Annotated in this window: 17 protein-coding genes; 10 read left to right on the top strand and 7 right to left on the bottom strand. The window is 70.0% G+C overall.

Annotation, left to right across the window (positions count from 1 at the left end; all coding sequences use genetic code 11):
* Positions 1-61: 61 nt before the first annotated feature.
* Both IEZ19_RS29695 and IEZ19_RS29700 read right to left on the bottom strand, forming a co-directional pair.
* On the bottom strand, positions 62-1,375 hold the full coding sequence (locus IEZ19_RS29695; RefSeq protein ID WP_229840993.1) for a cytochrome P450: 1,314 nt from the start codon (positions 1,373-1,375) through the stop codon (positions 62-64).
* Entirely contained in the window at positions 1,372-2,631 is a 1,260-nt protein-coding gene (locus IEZ19_RS29700; protein WP_189314394.1) for a cytochrome P450, read from the bottom strand. The genes IEZ19_RS29695 and IEZ19_RS29700 overlap by 4 nt, the downstream gene beginning before the upstream one ends.
* A gap of 45 nt (positions 2,632-2,676) precedes the next feature.
* Between IEZ19_RS29700 and IEZ19_RS29705 the strand changes: the two genes are divergently transcribed.
* Positions 2,677-3,492 (top strand): SDR family oxidoreductase, encoded by an 816-nt coding sequence (locus tag IEZ19_RS29705; protein ID WP_229840995.1) that lies wholly within the window; start codon positions 2,677-2,679, stop codon positions 3,490-3,492.
* On the top strand, positions 3,492-4,295 hold the full coding sequence (locus IEZ19_RS29710) for an enoyl-CoA hydratase/isomerase family protein (RefSeq protein WP_189314395.1): 804 nt from the start codon (positions 3,492-3,494) through the stop codon (positions 4,293-4,295). The genes IEZ19_RS29705 and IEZ19_RS29710 overlap by 1 nt, the downstream gene beginning before the upstream one ends.
* A 6-nt stretch (positions 4,296-4,301) precedes the next feature.
* Here the strand turns inward: IEZ19_RS29710 and IEZ19_RS29715 are convergent, their stop codons facing one another.
* Genes IEZ19_RS29715 through IEZ19_RS29725 form a run of 3 tightly spaced genes read right to left on the bottom strand, consistent with a single transcriptional unit; the run spans position 4,302 to position 6,955 of the window.
* Entirely contained in the window at positions 4,302-5,186 is an 885-nt protein-coding gene (locus IEZ19_RS29715) for an LLM class F420-dependent oxidoreductase (RefSeq protein WP_189314396.1), read from the bottom strand.
* Positions 5,183-5,785 carry an NADPH-dependent FMN reductase gene (locus tag IEZ19_RS29720; RefSeq protein ID WP_189314397.1) on the bottom strand — a complete coding sequence of 201 codons (603 nt, stop codon included), beginning with the start codon at positions 5,783-5,785 and terminating at the stop codon, positions 5,183-5,185. The genes IEZ19_RS29715 and IEZ19_RS29720 overlap by 4 nt, the downstream gene beginning before the upstream one ends.
* Positions 5,786-5,824: 39 nt before the next feature.
* On the bottom strand, positions 5,825-6,955 hold the full coding sequence (locus tag IEZ19_RS29725; RefSeq protein ID WP_229840997.1) for a multidrug effflux MFS transporter: 1,131 nt from the start codon (positions 6,953-6,955) through the stop codon (positions 5,825-5,827).
* Here IEZ19_RS29725 and IEZ19_RS29730 point away from each other — a divergent pair.
* Together IEZ19_RS29730 and IEZ19_RS29735 are read left to right on the top strand one after the other, a co-directional pair.
* Entirely contained in the window at positions 6,954-7,223 is a 270-nt protein-coding gene (locus tag IEZ19_RS29730) for a hypothetical protein (RefSeq protein ID WP_189314468.1), read from the top strand. The two genes, IEZ19_RS29725 and IEZ19_RS29730, sit on opposite strands and share 2 nt — an antisense overlap.
* 86 nt (positions 7,224-7,309) lie before the next feature.
* Positions 7,310-7,957: a TetR/AcrR family transcriptional regulator gene (locus tag IEZ19_RS29735; RefSeq protein WP_189314399.1), complete on the top strand. Its 648-nt coding sequence runs from the start codon at positions 7,310-7,312 to the stop codon at positions 7,955-7,957.
* A gap of 101 nt (positions 7,958-8,058) precedes the next feature.
* On the opposite strand, the gene IEZ19_RS29740 is transcribed toward IEZ19_RS29735, so the two are convergent.
* The gene (locus IEZ19_RS29740; RefSeq protein ID WP_189314400.1) at positions 8,059-8,370 is read right to left on the bottom strand and encodes a hypothetical protein; all 312 of its coding nucleotides are present in this window, start codon (positions 8,368-8,370) and stop codon (positions 8,059-8,061) included.
* Positions 8,371-8,544: 174 nt separating this feature from the next.
* Positions 8,545-9,108, bottom strand: coding sequence for a VOC family protein (locus tag IEZ19_RS29745; protein ID WP_229840999.1), 564 nt, complete (start codon positions 9,106-9,108; stop codon positions 8,545-8,547).
* 145 nt (positions 9,109-9,253) lie between these two features.
* Here IEZ19_RS29745 and IEZ19_RS29750 point away from each other — a divergent pair, with 145 nt between their 5' ends.
* The 6 genes from IEZ19_RS29750 to IEZ19_RS29775 all read left to right on the top strand — a co-directional run bounded on the left by IEZ19_RS29750 (position 9,254) and on the right by IEZ19_RS29775 (position 17,106).
* Positions 9,254-9,961: an EthD domain-containing protein gene (locus IEZ19_RS29750; protein WP_189314401.1), complete on the top strand. Its 708-nt coding sequence runs from the start codon at positions 9,254-9,256 to the stop codon at positions 9,959-9,961.
* A 146-nt stretch (positions 9,962-10,107) separates the two neighbouring features.
* Positions 10,108-11,628: a class I adenylate-forming enzyme family protein gene (locus IEZ19_RS29755; protein ID WP_189314402.1), complete on the top strand. Its 1,521-nt coding sequence runs from the start codon at positions 10,108-10,110 to the stop codon at positions 11,626-11,628.
* Positions 11,629-11,702: 74 nt separating this feature from the next.
* Entirely contained in the window at positions 11,703-13,754 is a 2,052-nt protein-coding gene (locus IEZ19_RS29760) for an oxidoreductase (RefSeq protein WP_189314403.1), read from the top strand.
* A gap of 12 nt (positions 13,755-13,766) precedes the next feature.
* Entirely contained in the window at positions 13,767-15,773 is a 2,007-nt protein-coding gene (locus tag IEZ19_RS29765) for an oxidoreductase (RefSeq protein WP_189314404.1), read from the top strand.
* The gene (locus IEZ19_RS29770; RefSeq protein ID WP_229841001.1) at positions 15,770-16,693 is read left to right on the top strand and encodes a hydroxymethylglutaryl-CoA lyase; all 924 of its coding nucleotides are present in this window, start codon (positions 15,770-15,772) and stop codon (positions 16,691-16,693) included. Before IEZ19_RS29765 ends, IEZ19_RS29770 begins: the two co-directional genes overlap by 4 nt.
* Positions 16,694-16,743: 50 nt before the next feature.
* Positions 16,744-17,106, top strand: coding sequence for a TIGR03618 family F420-dependent PPOX class oxidoreductase (locus tag IEZ19_RS29775; RefSeq protein WP_189314405.1), 363 nt, complete (start codon positions 16,744-16,746; stop codon positions 17,104-17,106).
* Positions 17,107-17,120: the final 14 nt, after the last annotated feature.

Raw genomic sequence — 17,120 nt, forward strand, 5'->3', positions numbered from 1 at the left:
AGGCCGACGGCCCGGTCCCGATGCGGGGCCGGGCCGTTCGTCGTCCCGTTGCTGCGATCAGTCAGGCGTGCCGGGCGGACGACCGGTCCGGCGGAGCGAGATCCCGCGGCCGATCCGGCTGAACGGCCGTCCGGCACGGCAGAGGAGCGAGGTGCTCCGGGACGACCCGCGGGCCGGGGGTGAACCGGATCGGCATGACGGTCCAGCCGTTGACCAGGGGGATGATCGGCCGGTGGACGAGAGCCTCGCGGTCGATGGCGAAGTCCGGCATCCGGCGGAGCACGGCGCGGACCACTTCCACCAACTCGGCCCTGGCGAGATACGCGCCGACACAGCGGTGCACGCCGAGCCCGAACGCCACATGCTTGTGCGCGTTCGAGCGGTCGGGATCGACGGTCTCCGCATCCGGGAATACCGTCTCGTCGCGGTTGGCCGAGCCGATGCCGAGGAAGAGCCGGTCGCCCGGCCGGAGCGCGACGTCGCCGAGGGTGGTCGGCGCGACGACGGTGCGGGCCGCCCCGGTACCGGGGCTGTACAGCCGCAGGAGCTCGTCCGTCGCGCTGGGGACGGCGTCGGGATCCTCGATCAGCCGCAGACGCAGCCCGGGATGCGCGTCCAGGTGCTCGACGACGTTCGAGATCTGCGCCGTGGTGGTGTCGACGCCTCCGGTGAGCAGCATGAACACCAGCTCGGCGACCAGGTCGTCGTCGATCGGTCGCCCGTCGACCTCGGCCTCCAGGAGCGCCGTGCACACGCCCGGGGGGCCGGCGCCGCGGGCACGCCATTCGGCGACCAGTTCCCGCATCTCCCGCATCACGCCGACGATCGCCCGCGCCGAACCCTTCACGTGGCCGGCGCCCTGGTGCAGCGCGTGCGCGTAGTGCTGCCAGCGCTCGAGAGGCAGGCCCAGCAGGTCGACGATGACCAGCGGCGGCAGCATCGCGCCGAGGTCGCCGACGACGTCCATCCGGCCCGACTCGATGGTGCGGTCGAGAATCCAGTCGACGATCGTGGTGAGACGGGGAACGTATTCGCGGACCGTGCGGGCGGAGAAGTACGGGGCGATGAGCCGGCGGTAGATCAGGGAGGCCGGCGGGTCCATCTCCATCATCCCGAGCCGCGAGGCCGTGACCGGCACGGTGGCACCGCCCACGATCCTGCCGTCGAACTCCAGCTCGCGACCTGACGCGAACGTCTCGGGTTCCTGGAGCACGCGGCGGACGTCGTCGTACCGCGTGACGGCGTAGAACCCGCCGTGCTGCGGCGACTGCCCGACCGGGCACCTGGTGCGCATCCCGGCGTAGATCTCGGGCCACCGCTCGGCGAACCGGGGGGAGTGGTGGTCGAAGGGCTCCTGAGCGTGGGCCGACGTCACAGGACCCCTCCCTGGGCCGGTCGCACCCGCTCGCCGGTCAGCCGGGGCAGGTCGCCCGGGTCGCTGCCCTCACGCTCTCCGCGTCGGTACGCCATCGTCATCGAGTAGAAGCCGTTGGTCAGCGGGATTTTTTCGTAGGACCGGACCGCGGTGATCTCGTAGTCGGGGATGCGGCGCAGCAGTTCGCCGAGGAACAACTCGGCGTTGGTGGAGGCCAGCAACGCGCCCGGGCAGCGGTGGACACCGCCGCCGAAGGCGAGGTGCGGGTTGGGCGAGCGGGTGATGTCGGGGGTCTCGGGGTCGCGGAAGACGTCCTCGTCGAAGTTGCCCGACGCATAGGAGAGCAGCACCCGGTCCCCGGGCTGGAACGCGTGGCCGCCGACCTCGACCGGCTGGTTGACGGTACGGGCCAAGCCTGGCGACGGCGCGTGGTACCGCATCATCTCGTCGACCGCGGTCGGCAGGATCGACGTGTCGGCCGCGAGCCGTGCCCGGTCCTCCGGGCGGTCGTAGAGGTGTTTGAGCATGTGCGCGATGGTCGCGATCGTGGTGCCCTCACCGCCGAGCAGCAGCATGTTGACGAGCTCGGTGACCCACTCGACGCCGAGCGGTTCGCCGTCGACGACGGCGTCGTTGAGACCGCTGATCAGTCCGGGCCGAGGCGTGATGCGCTGACGCTCGACCTCCTTGCGCACGTCCTCGCGCATCCAGACGGCACCCTCGCCGCGGTCCTCGGTCTGCCGGACCATCCGTTCGGCGACGTCGGCGTAGGCCGACCAGCGCTCCAGCGGAATGCCCAGGAGGTCGAGGATGACGATGGCCTGGAACGGCCCGGCGAGATCGGTGATGATGTCGCACTCACCCGCCTCGACGATCCGGTCGATCGCCCACGTCGCGATCTGCCGGATGCGCTCGCGGCCGCGAGCGATGGCCTGGCGGGTGAACCAAGGGGTCAGCAGCCGGCGGTACTTCAGGTGCTCCGGCGGGTCCATCTCGAGAATGCCGACCCGCACCGGCTGGTGCGGGATCGAGACACCGAGGCCCTTGTCGGCGCCGTCCGCGTGCCAGGACCGCTCGGAGGAAAACACCTGGTGGTTGCGGAGCGCCTCGGTGATGTCGGCGTGTTTCGTCAGCACGTAGTAGCCGCCGTGCCGGTCGGAGTGGACGACCGGGCACGTCCGGCGGGCCTCCGCGAGGATCTCCCGCCAGCGTTCGGCATGGGCCTCGGAGGTGTGGTCGAAGGGTTCGGGCGTCATCTGCACCCCTATTAATCAACCAGTATTGGGTTTAGGATGCTAGGCATGCCGGACAAGGGGTGTCAACGAGAGTCGAAACCATCGGCCGGACGCATGGAGGGCTGCGTCGCCGTCGTCACGGGAGGCTCGCGGGGGATCGGGCTCGGGATCGCGCGCCGCTTCCACGAGCTGGGCGCGCGGGTCGTGCTGTGTGCCCGCAACGCCGACAACGCGATGGCCGCGGCGCACGCCCTCGACCCCTCGGGCGAGACCGCGCTCGGTGCGGGCGTGCACGTCTCCGACGAGGACGCCGCCCGGACCCTGCTGGCGGATGCGCGTGGCCGCTGGGGCGCACTCGACGTGCTGGTCAACAGCGCCGCGGTCAACCCGCACTTCGGCCCGACCCGCTCGGTCGACCACGGCCGCTGGCAGAAGATCATGGAGGTCAACCTGTGGGCCCCGCTGCGGTGGACGCAGCTGGCGCTCGAGGAAGGGCTGGGTGCGACGCGGCCCGGCTCGGTCCTGATGGTTTCCTCCAACCTCGCCGACACCCCTGGCAGCCCGTCGGGCGTGTACGGCATGAGCAAGGCGGCGCTCAACTACCTGACCGCGCAGCTCGCGGTCGAGCTCGGCCCGCGGGTGCGGGTGAACGGCATCGCGCCGGGCGTCGTGAACACCCGGTTCGCCGCGCCGCTGGTCGCTTTCGGCGAGAAGGTCTACGGGCGCTGGCCGGTGCCGCGCTTCGGTGAGCCCGAGGATGTGGCGGCGGCCGCCGAGTTCCTCGCGACCGAGGCGTCGTCGTGGGTCACCGGACAGGTGCTGACCGTCGACGGCGGGGCGCTGCTCGGCGGCGACGAGTTCTCCGCGCTGGAGGTCTCCTGATGGCCTCGGTGACGACTGTCGACCACGGCGGCGGAGTCCTCGAAGTCCGGCTCGACGAGCCCGAGCGGTTCAACACCCTCGAAGCGGTGATCGTCCAGGAGCTGCACGACGTGCTCTCCGGCCTGGCGCCGCGCACCGACGTGCGCGTCCTGGTGCTGACCGGGGCAGGCAAGCACTTCTGTGCCGGTGCCCACCTCGGGGGTCACGGCGCGGCGCCCGGCGGTGACGGGTCGAGGACGATCCCGGACTGGATGTCAGTGCAGGAGCACATCGCGACCCTCGTGACCCGGCTGCGCTCGCTGCGGATGCCGGTCGTGGCGGCGGTCCAGGGCGCGGCGTCAGGTGGCGGATTCGCGCTGGCGCTCGCCTCCGACGTCCGGGTCTGCGCCGACGACGCCCGGTTCAACGCGGCGTTCGTCAAGGTCGGCCTCTCCGCCTGCGACATCGGGGTGAGCTGGCTGCTGCCCCGGCTGATCGGGGCGTCGCGCGCCTTCGAGCTGTTGCTCACCGGCCGCTTCGTCGAGGCCGAGGAGGCCGACCGGATCGGCTTGGTCTCGCGGCAGGTGCCCCGTGCGGAACTCCTGGACACCGCCCTCGAGGTGGCCCGCGCGATCGCCGCGCACTCGCCCTACGGTGTCCGGATGACCAAGCAGGTGATGTGGTCGCAGCTGGAGATCTCCAGTCAGGTCGCCGGCCTCGACCTCGAGAACCGCACCCAGGTGTCCGCTGCCGTCACCGCCGACCATCGCGAGGCCGTCGCGGCCTTCCTCGACAAACGGGACCCGGTCTTCCAGAACCGGTAGACCGGGCTACTCCAGCAGGGCTCCGGCCAGGGTGCTCGCGGCGTCCAGAGGCAGGGTGCCGGGGGCACCGAGGACCTGCAGGCACACGTGGTCCGCGCCTGCGTCGTGGTGGGCGCGGACGCGGTCTGCGATCTGTTCCGGAGTCCCCCAGGCGACGAGGGCGTCGATCAACCGGTCGCTGCCCCCGCCCGCGATGTCGTCGGGGGTGAAGCCGAGGCGGAGCCAGTTGTTCACGTAGTTGGGCAGCCCGAGGTAGATCGCGAGTGCTTCCCGGGCGGTGGCGCGGGCCGAGGCCGGGTCGGTGTCGAGGATCACCCCCTGCTCGGGCATCACTCGGGCGTGGCCACCGACGGCCGCGCGTATCTCCGCGGTGTGCTCGGGAGTGACGAGGTACGGGTGCGTGCCGAGCGACCGCTCGGCACAGAGCGCGAGCATTCTCGGGCCGTGGGCGCCGATGATCCGGTCCTCGGGCGGCACAGGGGTGGCCGATGCGTCCAGCTCGTCGAGGTAGCCGTTCATCCTGGCCAGCGGTTTTTCGTACTTGCCGAGTCCGGACCGCTCGACCATCGGTCCGTGGCTCACGCCGAGGCCGAGCAGGAAGCGTCCGGGGTGCGCCGCGTCGAGGCGGGCGAACTCCGTGGCCGACTCAGACGGCGGGTTGGCCCAGATGTTGGCGATGCCGGTCGCGACGACGACCCGCGAGGTGGCCTCGAGGAGCACCGTGGCGGTGTCGAAGGTGCGCCGAAGACCGCCGGGATACCAGAGCGCGGCATAGCCCATCTCCTCCAGCGCGGCGGCGGCGTGGGCGACGAGGGCGCGGTCGCCGAGGCGGAACGCGCCGGCCCAGATGCCGACCGTCCGTCCCGGCCCGCGCAGTGGGCGGGGGCTCATGCGACGGGCTCGAACGTGGTGGTGGCGGCCCGGACGGCGCCGGCGAACGCCGCCACCTGGGCCCCGACCCGGCCGAACTGCTCGTCGATCGCGGGGTCGACGCATCGCCCGTCGCGGAAGGCGGCTCCTTGGGCAACCACGGCCGCGCCGTACGGCGTCGGAAAGCCGCGCAGGGCGTGCGCGACGGTGCGGAGCTGGTCGATGACCGCGACGGCGGCCTGCTTGCCGTAGGCGACGCCGATGCAGCCGACCGGCACGGCGTCGAGGTAGGGGCGCGGGTCGCCCGCGAGGTCCTCGGCGTAGTCGAGGGCGTTCTTGACCAGGCCCGACACCGATCCGTGGTAACCGGGACTCGAGACGATCAGTCCGTTGGCCACGCGCAACGCCTCCACCAGCCTTGTCGCCTGGGGCGAGCGCGCAGTGTGCTGCTCGTAGAAGGGCAACGCGATGTCGTGGGCGGTCAGGCACAGCGTGCGGGCACCGGCGGCCGCGGCCGCCGCGAGTGCGGAGCGCAGTCCCGCCTCGGAGCTGGAGTTGCTCCGGATCGTGCCACCGATGCCGACGACCAGCGGTCGTTCGTCGAGCGGATGTTCAGGCATACCAATAAACTAACAGTGGTTGATTCATGCTGGCAAGGATCAGCGGACCGCCATGGTCTCCGGGTGCCGCCGGACGACGAACCACATCACACTCGCGGCACAGGCCGTGGCGGCCAGCATCGCGGTGGCCATCGCGACGCCGTCGGCCCCGCCCAGGCCCACAACCGGCGCCACGACGCTGCCGATGACGAACTGCATGAACCCCATCAACGCGGCTGCGGTGCCGGCCCGGTGGCCCTGCCGGTTCAGAGCCAGCGCCTGGCTGTTCGGCATGCTCAGTCCATACCCGGCGACCGACAGCGCCAGGACCGCGACGACGGCGACCAGCGGTCCCTCGCCAAAGACCAGCAGCGGGAACAGCAGCGCCGAGCTCACCAGACCGAGCACGGTGGCGCACGTGAGCACGTTCGCCGGCCCGAAGCGCCGGATCAGCAGCGGGTTCACCTGGGCCAGGACCGTCAGACCGACCGCGTTGGCGGCGAAGACCAAGGCGAACTGCTGCTGGCTCAGCCCGAACCGGACCTGGAGGACGAACGACGCCCCCGAGACGTAGCTGAACAGGGTCGAGAACATCAGCCCCCCGACCAGGATCAGGGAGAGATACGTCGGGTCGCCCAGCAGCGTGCGGTACGACGCACGGACGGCCGTGAACGTCGCCTGACCGCGGCGTTCGGGCGGCAGCGTCTCGGGGAGCGATGTCGCGGCCACGACGAGCAGCAACACGCCGAGACCGGCGAGTGCGAGGAATATGAACGGCCATTCGGCGACCGTGAGCACTCCGCCGCCGATGGTGGGGGCGAGCACCGGGGCCACTCCGATGACGAGGAACATCCGCGACATGACCCGCGCGTAGCCCGAACCCGCGAACAGGTCGCGCACGGTGGCCATCGCCACCACGGCGACCGCGGCGCACGACAGGCCCTGCAGCAGCCGGGTACCGGCGAGCAGATCGGGGTCGCGCGCGACGAAGCAGAGCAGCGAGGCGACAATGTGCCCGACGAGGCCGACCAGCACGGGGCGGCGGCGGCCGAACGCGTCCGCCAGCGGTCCGGCGACCAGCTGGCCCAGTGCCAGGCCGACCAGCACCCCGGTGAGGGACAGCTGGACCTGCGAGGGCGTCGCGTCCAGGGCGCGGGCCATCTCGGGCAGGGCCGGGAGGTACATGTCCATGGTGAAGGGCGACACCGACATCAGCAGCGCGACGACCACGACCATTCTGGTTGCGCTCGCTGCCGAGCGTGCCGGTGCGCCCGATGCCGGGTCCGGGTTCGGTGGCGCCCCTGCAGCGGGGTCGACCGGCCGAGTGCGTGGGGGATCGGTCTGGTCCTCGGGCACTGGGGCACTGTCCTTTCCGTGCAATGAGATGGTGGTCGTGATGAGCCACGCCGAGGTCCTGACCGTTCACGAGGACACGATGCAGCCGGTGCACGCGATCTGAGGCCAGGCCAGGAAATGGACCGGGCATACAACGCCGATGGATTAAGGTTCATGGGGACGAGAGCCCGGAGATGAGGAGAGTTCCGCATGGCCCGACCGAAGGTCCCGCTGATCTCGCGCCGCAAGGCGCTTGAGGCGGCGCTCGAGATCGTTGACACCGAGGGTCTCGATGCCCTGAGCATCCGGCGTCTGGGCGAGGCCCTGAAGGTCAACGGTGCCTCGCTCTACCACCACTTCCGCAACAAGGACGAGATCCTGGTCGGGGTCACCCAGCTCGCACTGGCCGACGTGGCGACCCCGCGTACCGAGAACGAGAACTGGCGGATCTGGCTGCCGCTCAACGCCTACCGCACCCGGCAGGCGTTGATCTCCCACCCGGAGCTGATCCCGGTGATGCTGCGCCGTGCACCGCTGGGCATCGGTCTGGCGGAGGTCGAGGCGAGCGTGCAGCGACTGCAGTCCGAAGGCGTGCCGCTGCCTATGATCTCGCCGCTGATGGAGAGCCTGGAACTGCTGGCGATCACCAGTGCGTTGCAGGAGAGCGGCCGGGCCGGTCCCATGGAGGGTGAGGACAGTGAGATCGCCACCCCGTCGCTGCACGCGGCCATCGAGGCGCGTGGCATGAGCTCCGAGGAACTCTTCCAGGTGATGGCCTCCTCGATGATCTCGATCATCGAGAGCACCATCCAGCTGAAGGAGACCCGGCTGGCGGCCGAGCGGCTCTCGAAGGCCTGAGGAGCCGGAAAGCCGCTGGTGGGGAGGGGTGAACATGTGGCCGGGCGCGCCCCGCGTCCGAGGCGCGCCCGGCAGGGTGTGCGTCGGACGCCCGGCGTACGTCAGCCGACGAGATGGAGACCGCCGTGGCTCTGGACCGTCCCGGCCGGCCCGGCGTCGACCGCGGTCCGGAGCTCGAGGGGCAGGCCGGCCTCGACGGTGAGCAGGTGCAGCGGCCAGTTGCCGACCTGCCCTACGCCGGCGGTATGGAGCGCCGACTTGTAGCTGCCACGCAGATGCGCAAGTGCGGCCTCGGCAGAGGGCGCTTTCATGGACAGGCGCACCGTGGCGGTGTCGGCGCTGATGGTCACTTCGGGGAACATCCAGTCCAGACCCGCACGTACCGACGCGGCGACGGCAGCAGGATCCGCCACGGCCGGTAGGAAGGCCGGCCTCGTCGCTCCGAATCTGGCGGTGTACATCGACCAGCCCATGGGCCTGACCTCTCCTGTGCTGCCGGCGGCAGCGGGCATGGGAAGAACTGACAATGTGCTGATGGCGCCCCTTCTCTTCGGGGGCACGGTCGCGGCGGGGCGTGGCCGCACGGGTCACTCCGAGGACGGCGCCTCGATGATCCGTCCGTCCGGCAGGTAGATGACCCCCGGGTAGTCAGGCATGCTGGCGGGCTCGTCGTCGGCGAGCAGTTCCCGGGCCTCGGCCTTGTCGTCGTCGGTGAGCGGGCGGGTGTTGGTCGTGAACTCGACCATGTTGCCGTCCGGGTCCCTGGTGTAGATCGAGGTGATGAACTCGTGGACGACCTCGCTCACCTTCTGGCCATGGGACAGCCAGTGCTGCTTCTTCGCCTCGAGCTCGTCGAGGCCCTCCACCTCGAAGGCGACGTGGTTGATCCACCAGGGCAGACCGAGTCCGACGGAAATCGAGGGATCCCAGTCCTCGTCCTGCTCGAAGCCGTTGAGGTGGAGGTCCCAGAGCACGAAGTACGAGCCGGAACCCTTGGCGGTCTCGTAGAAGACGTGCTTGGTCCAGCCGGCCTTGGACCCGCCCATGGCCTGACGCTTGACGATCTTCACGAGCTCGAAGCCCATGACTTCGGTATAGAACCTGTGCGACACGTCGAAGTTCTTCGGGGTGATGGCCAGGTGGTGAATCACGGCCCCTCCTCGCGCTGGAAGACGTCCCGATTACTGGGGGTGCCTCCACAGTGGCTTACACAACATCGATTGTCAAAGGCTTGACGTAATGGAAGTACTTGTCAAAGCCTTGACGTGTAATCGCGACGCACGTCAGCATTCGCCCATGTCTGACCAGATGACAGCCCATCCGGCCGATACCGCCGCCACTGTGATCAGATCCGTGGCTCCCGTGCGCCGGCGCAGGGGCCTCGATTGGGCGGAGTTCTCCCGCCACTGGCGTGAGGAGCACGCCGCGATCGCCAGGCGGCTGCCGGGCATGGTGGGTTACACCCAGGGGCACGCGATCCCCGAGGAGCAACCGCAAGAACGTCCGGCAAGCTGGGAGTACGACGGGGTGGCACTGGCGTCGTTCCCGGATCTCGGGGCCATCGAGGTACTCAGATCCCATCCGGATTACCGTGCCCGCGCCGTGCCGGACGAGGCGGAGTTCACCGACCGGTCCAGCATGGCTGCGGTACTGCTGGCGCACTGCTTCGGCGAGGCGCCGGACCCGGTGGCCGACGGGCGCACGCTGATGGTCTTCGCGCGGACGGCGAGCACCGGCGAACGCGCCGGCCGGACGCTGGTCCGGGCCCTCGATGCTGTACCCGGGGCGGACGCGGCCATCGGGCACCGGTGGAGCACGGCGATGGACGCCGACCCGGGGCTCTCGCCGCGCGGCGCGTCGGATCGGCCGTACTCCGGGCTGCTGGAGGCCTGGTTCCGGGACGCCGCCTCGGCCGCCGAAGTCGCGCTGGCGGTGGCGGCCGACGCCGCTCTGCTGCCGTTGAAGGTGTCCTGCCTGGTGGTGCGTGAGAACCGGGTCATCTGAGGCGTCGCCCAAGCGCTGTCCGATCCGTTGACCACTTAACCCGATGCTGTTAGGTTTTCGCCCGCTCGGCCACGTGACTGAGGGCATATGACGGCTCGGGATGCCGCACCTCCACCTCCACTTCCACCACCAGCGAGGGAGCACGAGTGGTCACTCATCTGACGGACTGGGTCACCTACAACGCGGACCGCTACGGGTCCGAGGTCGCCGTGGAAAGCCTTGACACCGGCCGGCAGGTTACCTGGATCGAACTCGAGGACCGGATCGCCCGGCTCAGCTCGGTGCTGGTCGATCTCGGTATTCGGCACGGTGACCGGGTCGGACTGATCGCGGACGACGACTGGCGCGTCCTGGCCCTGCAATTCGCCTGCATTCGGACGGGTGCGATCTTCGTGCCGTTCAACTGGAGACTGACGGTCAACGAGATCGAGGTGCTCTGCAACGACGCCGAACTCGGGCTGCTGATCCACGACGCGACCTGGCAGGACACCGCGACCAAGCTCGGCGAGCACCTCGGGGTGCAGCTGGCTGGCTGGTCGTGCGCCGATGTCCGCAACGACATCGACGCGCTGATGGACCTGGCGACGCCGATCCGCAGCACCGGCCACTACGCCGGCGACCAGATCGCCCAGATCCTGTACACCTCAGGAACCACGGGCCTTCCCAAGGGAGCGCTGATCACGCTCGGCGGGCTGGCCTGGCACGCGATGAACGTCCAGCACGAGATGCGCATCGGAAGCCCACCGGCCCGCTACCTCAGCGCGTTGCCGCTCTTCCACGCGGCCGGCCTCAACGCAATCGTCAACCCGACGCTGATGGCCGGCGGCCGGATCGGCATCCTGCGCCGCTTCGACCCCGCCCGGACGGCCGAACTGCTCGGCGACAAGAGGCACGGCTTCACCCACTTCAACGCCGCGCCGGTGATGTACCGGATGGTGATGGAGAACGTATCCGGTCCGGCCGACTTCTCCCACATCCACGCCGGCATGGTCGGCGGCGGTGCGATCCCGACCGACGTCGGCTCCTACTTCAGTGAGCGTGGCCTCGAGCTGCAGGCCGGTTGGGGCGCCACCGAGATGGGGCCGAGCGTGACGCTGATGCCGAAGGCATCGCGTGTGGCGAAGGCGCACACGGTCGGGTTCCCCGTCCAGCACGTCCAGATCCGCATCGTCGACCCCGCTACCAACGAGGAGGTCGCCTCGGGTGAGGTCGGCGAGGCGTGGGTCCGCGGCCCTTCCATCTCGCCCGGTTACTGGCGTCGCGATCCCGAGACCGATGAGGACAGCGTGGCGGGCTGGTTCAAGTGCGGTGACGCCGTCTCGATCGACGAGGAAGGCTTTGTCGTGCTGCGGGGCCGGTTCAAGGACATGTACAAATCCGGCGGCGAGAACGTCTTCTGTGCCGAGGTCGAGCGAGTCATCGCCAGTCACCGCGACGTTCAGGACGCGGCGGTCGTCGGGATGCCGCACGAGAAGTGGGGCGAGGTCGGGTACGCCGTGGTGGTCCCCGAAACGGGCCGCACGGTCGACGAGTCCGATCTGATCGCACACGTGGCCTCACGCCTGGCCAAGTACAAGGTGCCGACGAAGGTCGTCGTCGTCGAGGACTTCCCGCGCAACGTCACCGGGAAGATCCAGAAGAACGTACTGCGCGACCAGCTCAGCTGACATCGCGTCGCACGGAGGCAATCCGAGCCGCAGAAACCACAGGACAGCAGGACCACGGCACGAAAGGAACGTATGTGAGCGCCAGGGATCTTCACGAGCAGGCCGAGCGGGCACTGGAACTGGTCTGGCAGCCGCTCACGATCAAGAACGTCACGCTCCGCAACCGCATTGTCCGGTCCGCGCACGGCACCGGCTTCGCCCGGGGCCTGGTGACGGACACACTGAAGGCCTATCAGCTCGAACGGGCCCGGGGTGGCGTCGCACTCGGGTTCGGTGAGGGCGGGCAGGTCCACTGGAGCTCACCCGGCTTTTTGGACCTGACCACCGACGACGTCCTCGACGGGCTCGCCGACATGGCGGCGGCCGTGCAGGCCGAGGGCATGAAACTGTTCCAGCAACTCATGCACGGCGGCCCGACGCTCTACGCCCACGACGGATCGGCACCCTGGGCGGCCTCGGCGGTGCCGGACCCGGTCCTCGGTCTGGTGCCGCACCCGATGACCAAGAACATGATCGAGGAGGTCGTCGAAGGCTTCGCCGCCGCGGCGGGCCGGGTCCAACAGGCCGGACTGGACGGCGTCGAGCTGCACGGCGGACACAGCTACCTCTTCAGTTCCTTCCTCTCTCCGGCCACCAACCGTCGCACCGACGAGTACGGCGGGTCGTTGGAGAACCGGTCGCGGATTCTGTTCGAGGCTCTACGCGCTGTCCGGGACCGGGTCGGCCCGGACTTCGTCGTCGGTGTGCGGCTCTCTCCGGACGGTGCCGACAACATGACCACGGCCGACGACATCGGCCAGGTGGTGGAGCGGCTGGAGGCCGAGGGTCTGGTCGATTACCTCAATGTCTCCTACGGCAGCCACTACCGCCGGTCCAAGCTGATCGGTGTCACCCGGGAACCGCGGTGCTACATGGTCAAACAGGTCACCGGGGAGATCACCAAGCGAGCCGCGCTGCCCACCATGGTCACCGGCAGGATCCTCTCTCTGCACGATGCCGAGGAGATCCTGCGCAACGGAGAGGCCGACATGGTCTCGATGGTCCGCGCGCTCATCGCCGACCCGCACCTGGTCAAGAAGACCAGGGAGGGGCGTACCGCGGAGGTCCGGCCCTGCATCTCCTGCAACCAGGCGTGTGCCGGCGGCCTCACCAGCCGCGGCCTGATGGGATGCGTGGTCAACCCGGCCTGCGGCTACGAGAAGGACCGCGGTGACCATCTGCTTCGGATCAGCCCGCGTCGGCGTACCGTGCTGGTCATCGGCGGCGGTCCGGCGGGCCTCGAGGCAGCCCGCTCGTGCGCGTTGGCCGGGCACCGCGTCGTCCTGCACGAGCGTGCCGACCGGTTGGGCGGTCAGCTCACGCTGATAGAGAAGTCCCCGTCACGCTCCGATGTGGCCTCGCTGCTGCCCTATTACGAGGCGGAGATGGCCCGCCTCGGCGTCGAGGTCGTGCTGAACTCCCCGCTCGACTCCCGCGAGGCGGTCGACGCGGTCGGTGCCGACCGGGTCGTCGTCGCGACCGGAGCGACTCCGCGTCGCGACGGCTTCCAGGCATGGCGGCCGGGTGAGTCGCCGGCGGGTCTGGCGAGCATCGAGCTGCTGACCGGCTGGGACGTCCTGTCCGGCGCCGAGATCACCGGGCCGGTGCTGCTGGTCGACGAGCTCGGACACTACGAGGCCATCGACGTTGCCGAGACTCTCGTCCGGGCGGGTCATCAGGTGCATCACGTGACCCGCTTCTCGAACCTCGCTGCCAACATCCCGGTCGCCTACGACTACGCCGCGGCACCACATGCGGAAGAGCTCTACAAGGGCGACTACGAGCTCTACACACGCACCCTCGTCCATGCCGTCGAGCCGGGCAGGGCCACCGTGGCCCCGCTGGCGGCCCCGAACCGGTTCCAGGTGCTGGATGTGAACACGTTCGTGTTCATGTCCGGTGCCGTGCCCGACCACGCACTGCACGCCGAGCTCGAGGACATCCCGGACCTCTACGTCATCGGTGACGCGCTCGGACCGCGCACGCTGGAGCCGGCGATCACCGAGGGTTCACTGGCCGCCGCCCGTTTCGAAGCGAACTGGCAGCGCGCGACATGGGTTCGTTACTCCGGCGGAAGCTCGGTCTGAGGAAGGGGTGTCATGGATCTCGAGCACGTGCTCTCACCGCTCCGAGTGGGGTCGCTGACGATCCGTAACCGCATCGCGACGACGGCCCACATGACGGGGTACGCCGAGAACGGCCTGGTTTCCGACATCCTCGTCGAGTACCTGACCGCCCGGGCGCGCGGGGGCGTCGGCCTGCTGATCACCGAGGCCGGCTCCGTCCACCCGACGTACCGACCCGCGTCGTACCAGCTCTACCGTGACGACGTCGGGCCCGGCCTGGCCCGGCTTGCTGCCGCCGTCCATGCGGAGGGCGCGGTGCTGTTCGGTCAGGCCAACCACGGCGGGGCGGCCTCGCCACCGCTGCCCGACGGCCGCCCGGCGTATTCCGCGTCCGACAACGACGGCCTCAACGGGGCGCCGGCCCGGGCGATGACGCATGCCGAGATCGCGGAGATCCAGGACGCTTTCGTGCACGCCGCACAAGTGATGTCGGACGCCGGGCTGGACGGCTGCGAGGTGCACGGCGCCCACCACTACCTTGTCAACCACTTCCTCTCGTCGCTCTACAACCGGCGCGAGGACGAGTACGGCGGAAGCTTCGACAACCGGTTGCGGTTCGCCGCCGAGATCCTCGAGCGGATGCGGGCCGAGACCCGGCCGGGTTTCGTCCTGGGCGTGCGGCTCAGCGCGGACATCGGCCCGGGCGGCATCGACTCCGAGGTGATGCTCGCGATCGGGCAGGCGCTGCAGGAGCGCGGCCTCGTCGACTACGTCGGATTCTCGCTCGGCGGCCGGACCCCCGAGGCGTTTCCGCTGATGACCGGCGGGATGGAGCGGCCGGCCGGCTACGAACTGCCGTGGAACGAACTGCCTTCGCGCGGCCTTTCGCTGCCCACCCTGGTCACCGGGCGCTATCGCACGCTGGAGCAGGCCGACGAGGCCATCGCCTCGGGCGCCGCGGACCTGATCGGCATGACACGGGCCCATATAGCCGACCCGGATCTGGTCCGCAAGACGACGTCCGGGCAGGCCGCGCGGGTGCGGCCCTGCATCGGCTGCAACGAGTGCCAGCGCTCGATCATCACCGAGGGCGCGATCCGGTGCGCCGTCAACCCGGCGCTCCCGGGCGCCGGAACCACGGGCGACCTGCCGTTCCCCATCCGGCGGGCCCGTCGGGTCACCGTCGTCGGCGGCGGCCCGGCCGGTCTCGAGGCCGCCCGGGCCGCGGCGCTGGCCGGGCACACCGTGACGCTGTTCGAGGAGACCGACGAGCTCGGCGGAGTGGCCCGCCGCGCCGCGCGGGTGATGCCGAACGCTGCCGGCATGCTCGACGCGATCGCCTGGTCCGAGCGCGAGGTGCGCGGCGCGGGCGTCGACGTACGGCTGGGTGTGGGCGCGACGGTCGACGCCGTCCTCGCCACCTCGCCCGACCTGGTCATCGCGGCCACCGGATCGGTGCCGAAGCCGGGCGCCCGCCAAACGGCGCGGCCCGGTGCGGCTGTTGCGGGCGCGCACCTGCCGCACGTGATGCACTCGCGGGAGGTTCTCGGACTGACCACCGTCCCGGCGGCCGCGGTCGTGGTCGACGAGATCGGTGAGTACGAGGCCCTCGGGGTGAGCGAGATGCTCGTCGAAAGAGGGGCGCAGGTCACCTTCGTGACGCCGTTCGCGTCGGTCGGACTGCGGGCGGACGCGACCGGACGCCCCTCGACCGCGCTCGGCCGGCTCCGCGCCCACGGCCGGTTCACGGCGCTGCCGCTGTCGATGGTCGTGGCGATCAACGGGACCGCCGTCGACGTCGAAGACCTCCTCGGCCACACGGTGTCCACGCACGAGGCGGGCCTGGTGGTGATGGTGACCCGCACGGCGCCGTCGCGGCCCTCGTGGACGGCACGGTTGGGGGTCCCGGTGGAATACGTCGGCGACGCGGTTCTCCCGCGGTCCTACCGGACCGCGGTGCTGGAGGGATACGTGGCGGCGACGCGGATCGAGGAGCTCTGCGGCACGGAGCAGGGAGCGACATCGGAGGCAAGGGCATGACGGAGCCTTTGGGCATGGCCGAATCGGTGCAGGTGGTCGAGGTCGGCCCCCGCGACGGCCTGCAGAACGAGGCGACGATCCTCGCCGCCGAGGACAAGGTCCGGTTCATCGAGCTGGCGATCGCGGCCGGTGTCCGCCGGGTGGAGGCGGTCTCCTTCGTCCGTCCGGATGCCGTGCCGCAGATGGCCGACGCCGAGAAGGTGATGGCCCAGGTCTCCCGGCGCGACGACGTGTCCTACATCGGGCTGGTGCTCAACAGACGCGGCTTCCAGCGGGCGCTGGACTCCGGTGTCGACGAGATCAACCTGGTGCTCGCCGCCAGTAACTCCTTCAACCTCCGCAATCAGAAAGCCACCACCGACTCCCTCGTCGCGATGGTCGAGGAAGTGCTCGATCTCGCCTCGTCCGCCGGAATGCCGGCGTCGGTGACGATCGCGACCGCGTTCGGCTGCCCCTTCGAGGGCGAGGTGCCGCCCGACGTGGTCGCCGGCCTCGTGGCGCGGGCGTCGGCCGCCGGCGCCCGCGAGATCGCGCTGGCCGACACCATCGGGGTCGGCGTGCCGCGCCAAGTGCGTGAGCTCTTCGACATCGCCCGAGGACTGACCGACGCGCCCCTTCGGGCGCACTTCCACAACACCCGCAACACGGGCTACGCCAACGCCGTGACGGCCCTCGACATCGGAGTGGACATCCTCGACTCGAGCATCGGCGGCATCGGCGGCTGCCCGTTCGCGCCCCGGGCGACGGGCAACATCGCCACCGAGGACCTCGTCTACACCCTGGACCGCTCGGGCTACGCCAGCGGGCTGTCCGTCCCCGCGCTCGTCACCGCCGCCGAGTTCGTCGGCAAGAAGCTCGGCAAGGAGGTCCCCTCGATGGTATCGAAAGCGGGCGGCTTCCCGCGGGGGGCGGCATCATGACGTCCCCGCGCCCGGAGGTTCCGGCGAGCCACCTCGATCTGACAAGAGCCATGACCGCCACCCTGTCCACGATCGGTGTGGACGGGCTCCCGCAGGTCACGGCTGTCGCATTCCATTACGACGAGGCCGACGGCGTCTTCCGCATCTCGCTCAACGACTCCCGGCAGAAGGCCCGCAACCTGCGGCGGACCCCGCTGGCCACACTCTTCATCATCGATCCCGAGAACAGGTTCCGGACCCTCGAGGTCCGCGCCGGCGTCGAGGTCGAACCCGACGCCGACTTCTCGTTCGCGGCCGAGGCAGGCGCGAAGTACGGCCACGACTTCCACGACCACGACCTGCCGGGTCAGACCCGCAGCAAGGTCACCTTCCATCCGCGGCGGATCGTCGCGACGGACGTGACGCCGCACTGAGGCCCGGTCAGGGC

The organism is Streptomyces brasiliensis (assembly GCF_014647875.1).
Taxonomy (GTDB): domain Bacteria; phylum Actinomycetota; class Actinomycetes; order Streptomycetales; family Streptomycetaceae; genus Streptomyces; species Streptomyces brasiliensis.

What these genes read in the sequence shown, in the direction of transcription:
- IEZ19_RS29705 (WP_229840995.1), top strand. Translation starts at nt 2,677, where the DNA reads ATGCCGGACAAGGGGTGTCAACGAGAGTCGAAACCATCGGCCGGACGC.
- IEZ19_RS29775 (WP_189314405.1), top strand. Translation starts at nt 16,744, where the DNA reads ATGACCGCCACCCTGTCCACGATCGGTGTGGACGGGCTCCCGCAGGTC.
- IEZ19_RS29700 (WP_189314394.1), bottom strand. Translation starts at nt 2,631, where the DNA reads ATGACGCCCGAACCCTTCGACCACACCTCCGAGGCCCATGCCGAACGC.
- IEZ19_RS29730 (WP_189314468.1), top strand. Translation starts at nt 6,954, where the DNA reads ATGGTGAAGGGCGACACCGACATCAGCAGCGCGACGACCACGACCATT.
- IEZ19_RS29750 (WP_189314401.1), top strand. Translation starts at nt 9,254, where the DNA reads ATGTCTGACCAGATGACAGCCCATCCGGCCGATACCGCCGCCACTGTG.
- IEZ19_RS29770 (WP_229841001.1), top strand. Translation starts at nt 15,770, where the DNA reads ATGACGGAGCCTTTGGGCATGGCCGAATCGGTGCAGGTGGTCGAGGTC.
- IEZ19_RS29720 (WP_189314397.1), bottom strand. Translation starts at nt 5,785, where the DNA reads ATGCCTGAACATCCGCTCGACGAACGACCGCTGGTCGTCGGCATCGGT.
- IEZ19_RS29710 (WP_189314395.1), top strand. Translation starts at nt 3,492, where the DNA reads ATGGCCTCGGTGACGACTGTCGACCACGGCGGCGGAGTCCTCGAAGTC.
- IEZ19_RS29765 (WP_189314404.1), top strand. Translation starts at nt 13,767, where the DNA reads ATGGATCTCGAGCACGTGCTCTCACCGCTCCGAGTGGGGTCGCTGACG.
- IEZ19_RS29725 (WP_229840997.1), bottom strand. Translation starts at nt 6,955, where the DNA reads ATGGACATGTACCTCCCGGCCCTGCCCGAGATGGCCCGCGCCCTGGAC.
- IEZ19_RS29735 (WP_189314399.1), top strand. Translation starts at nt 7,310, where the DNA reads ATGGCCCGACCGAAGGTCCCGCTGATCTCGCGCCGCAAGGCGCTTGAG.
- IEZ19_RS29715 (WP_189314396.1), bottom strand. Translation starts at nt 5,186, where the DNA reads ATGAGCCCCCGCCCACTGCGCGGGCCGGGACGGACGGTCGGCATCTGG.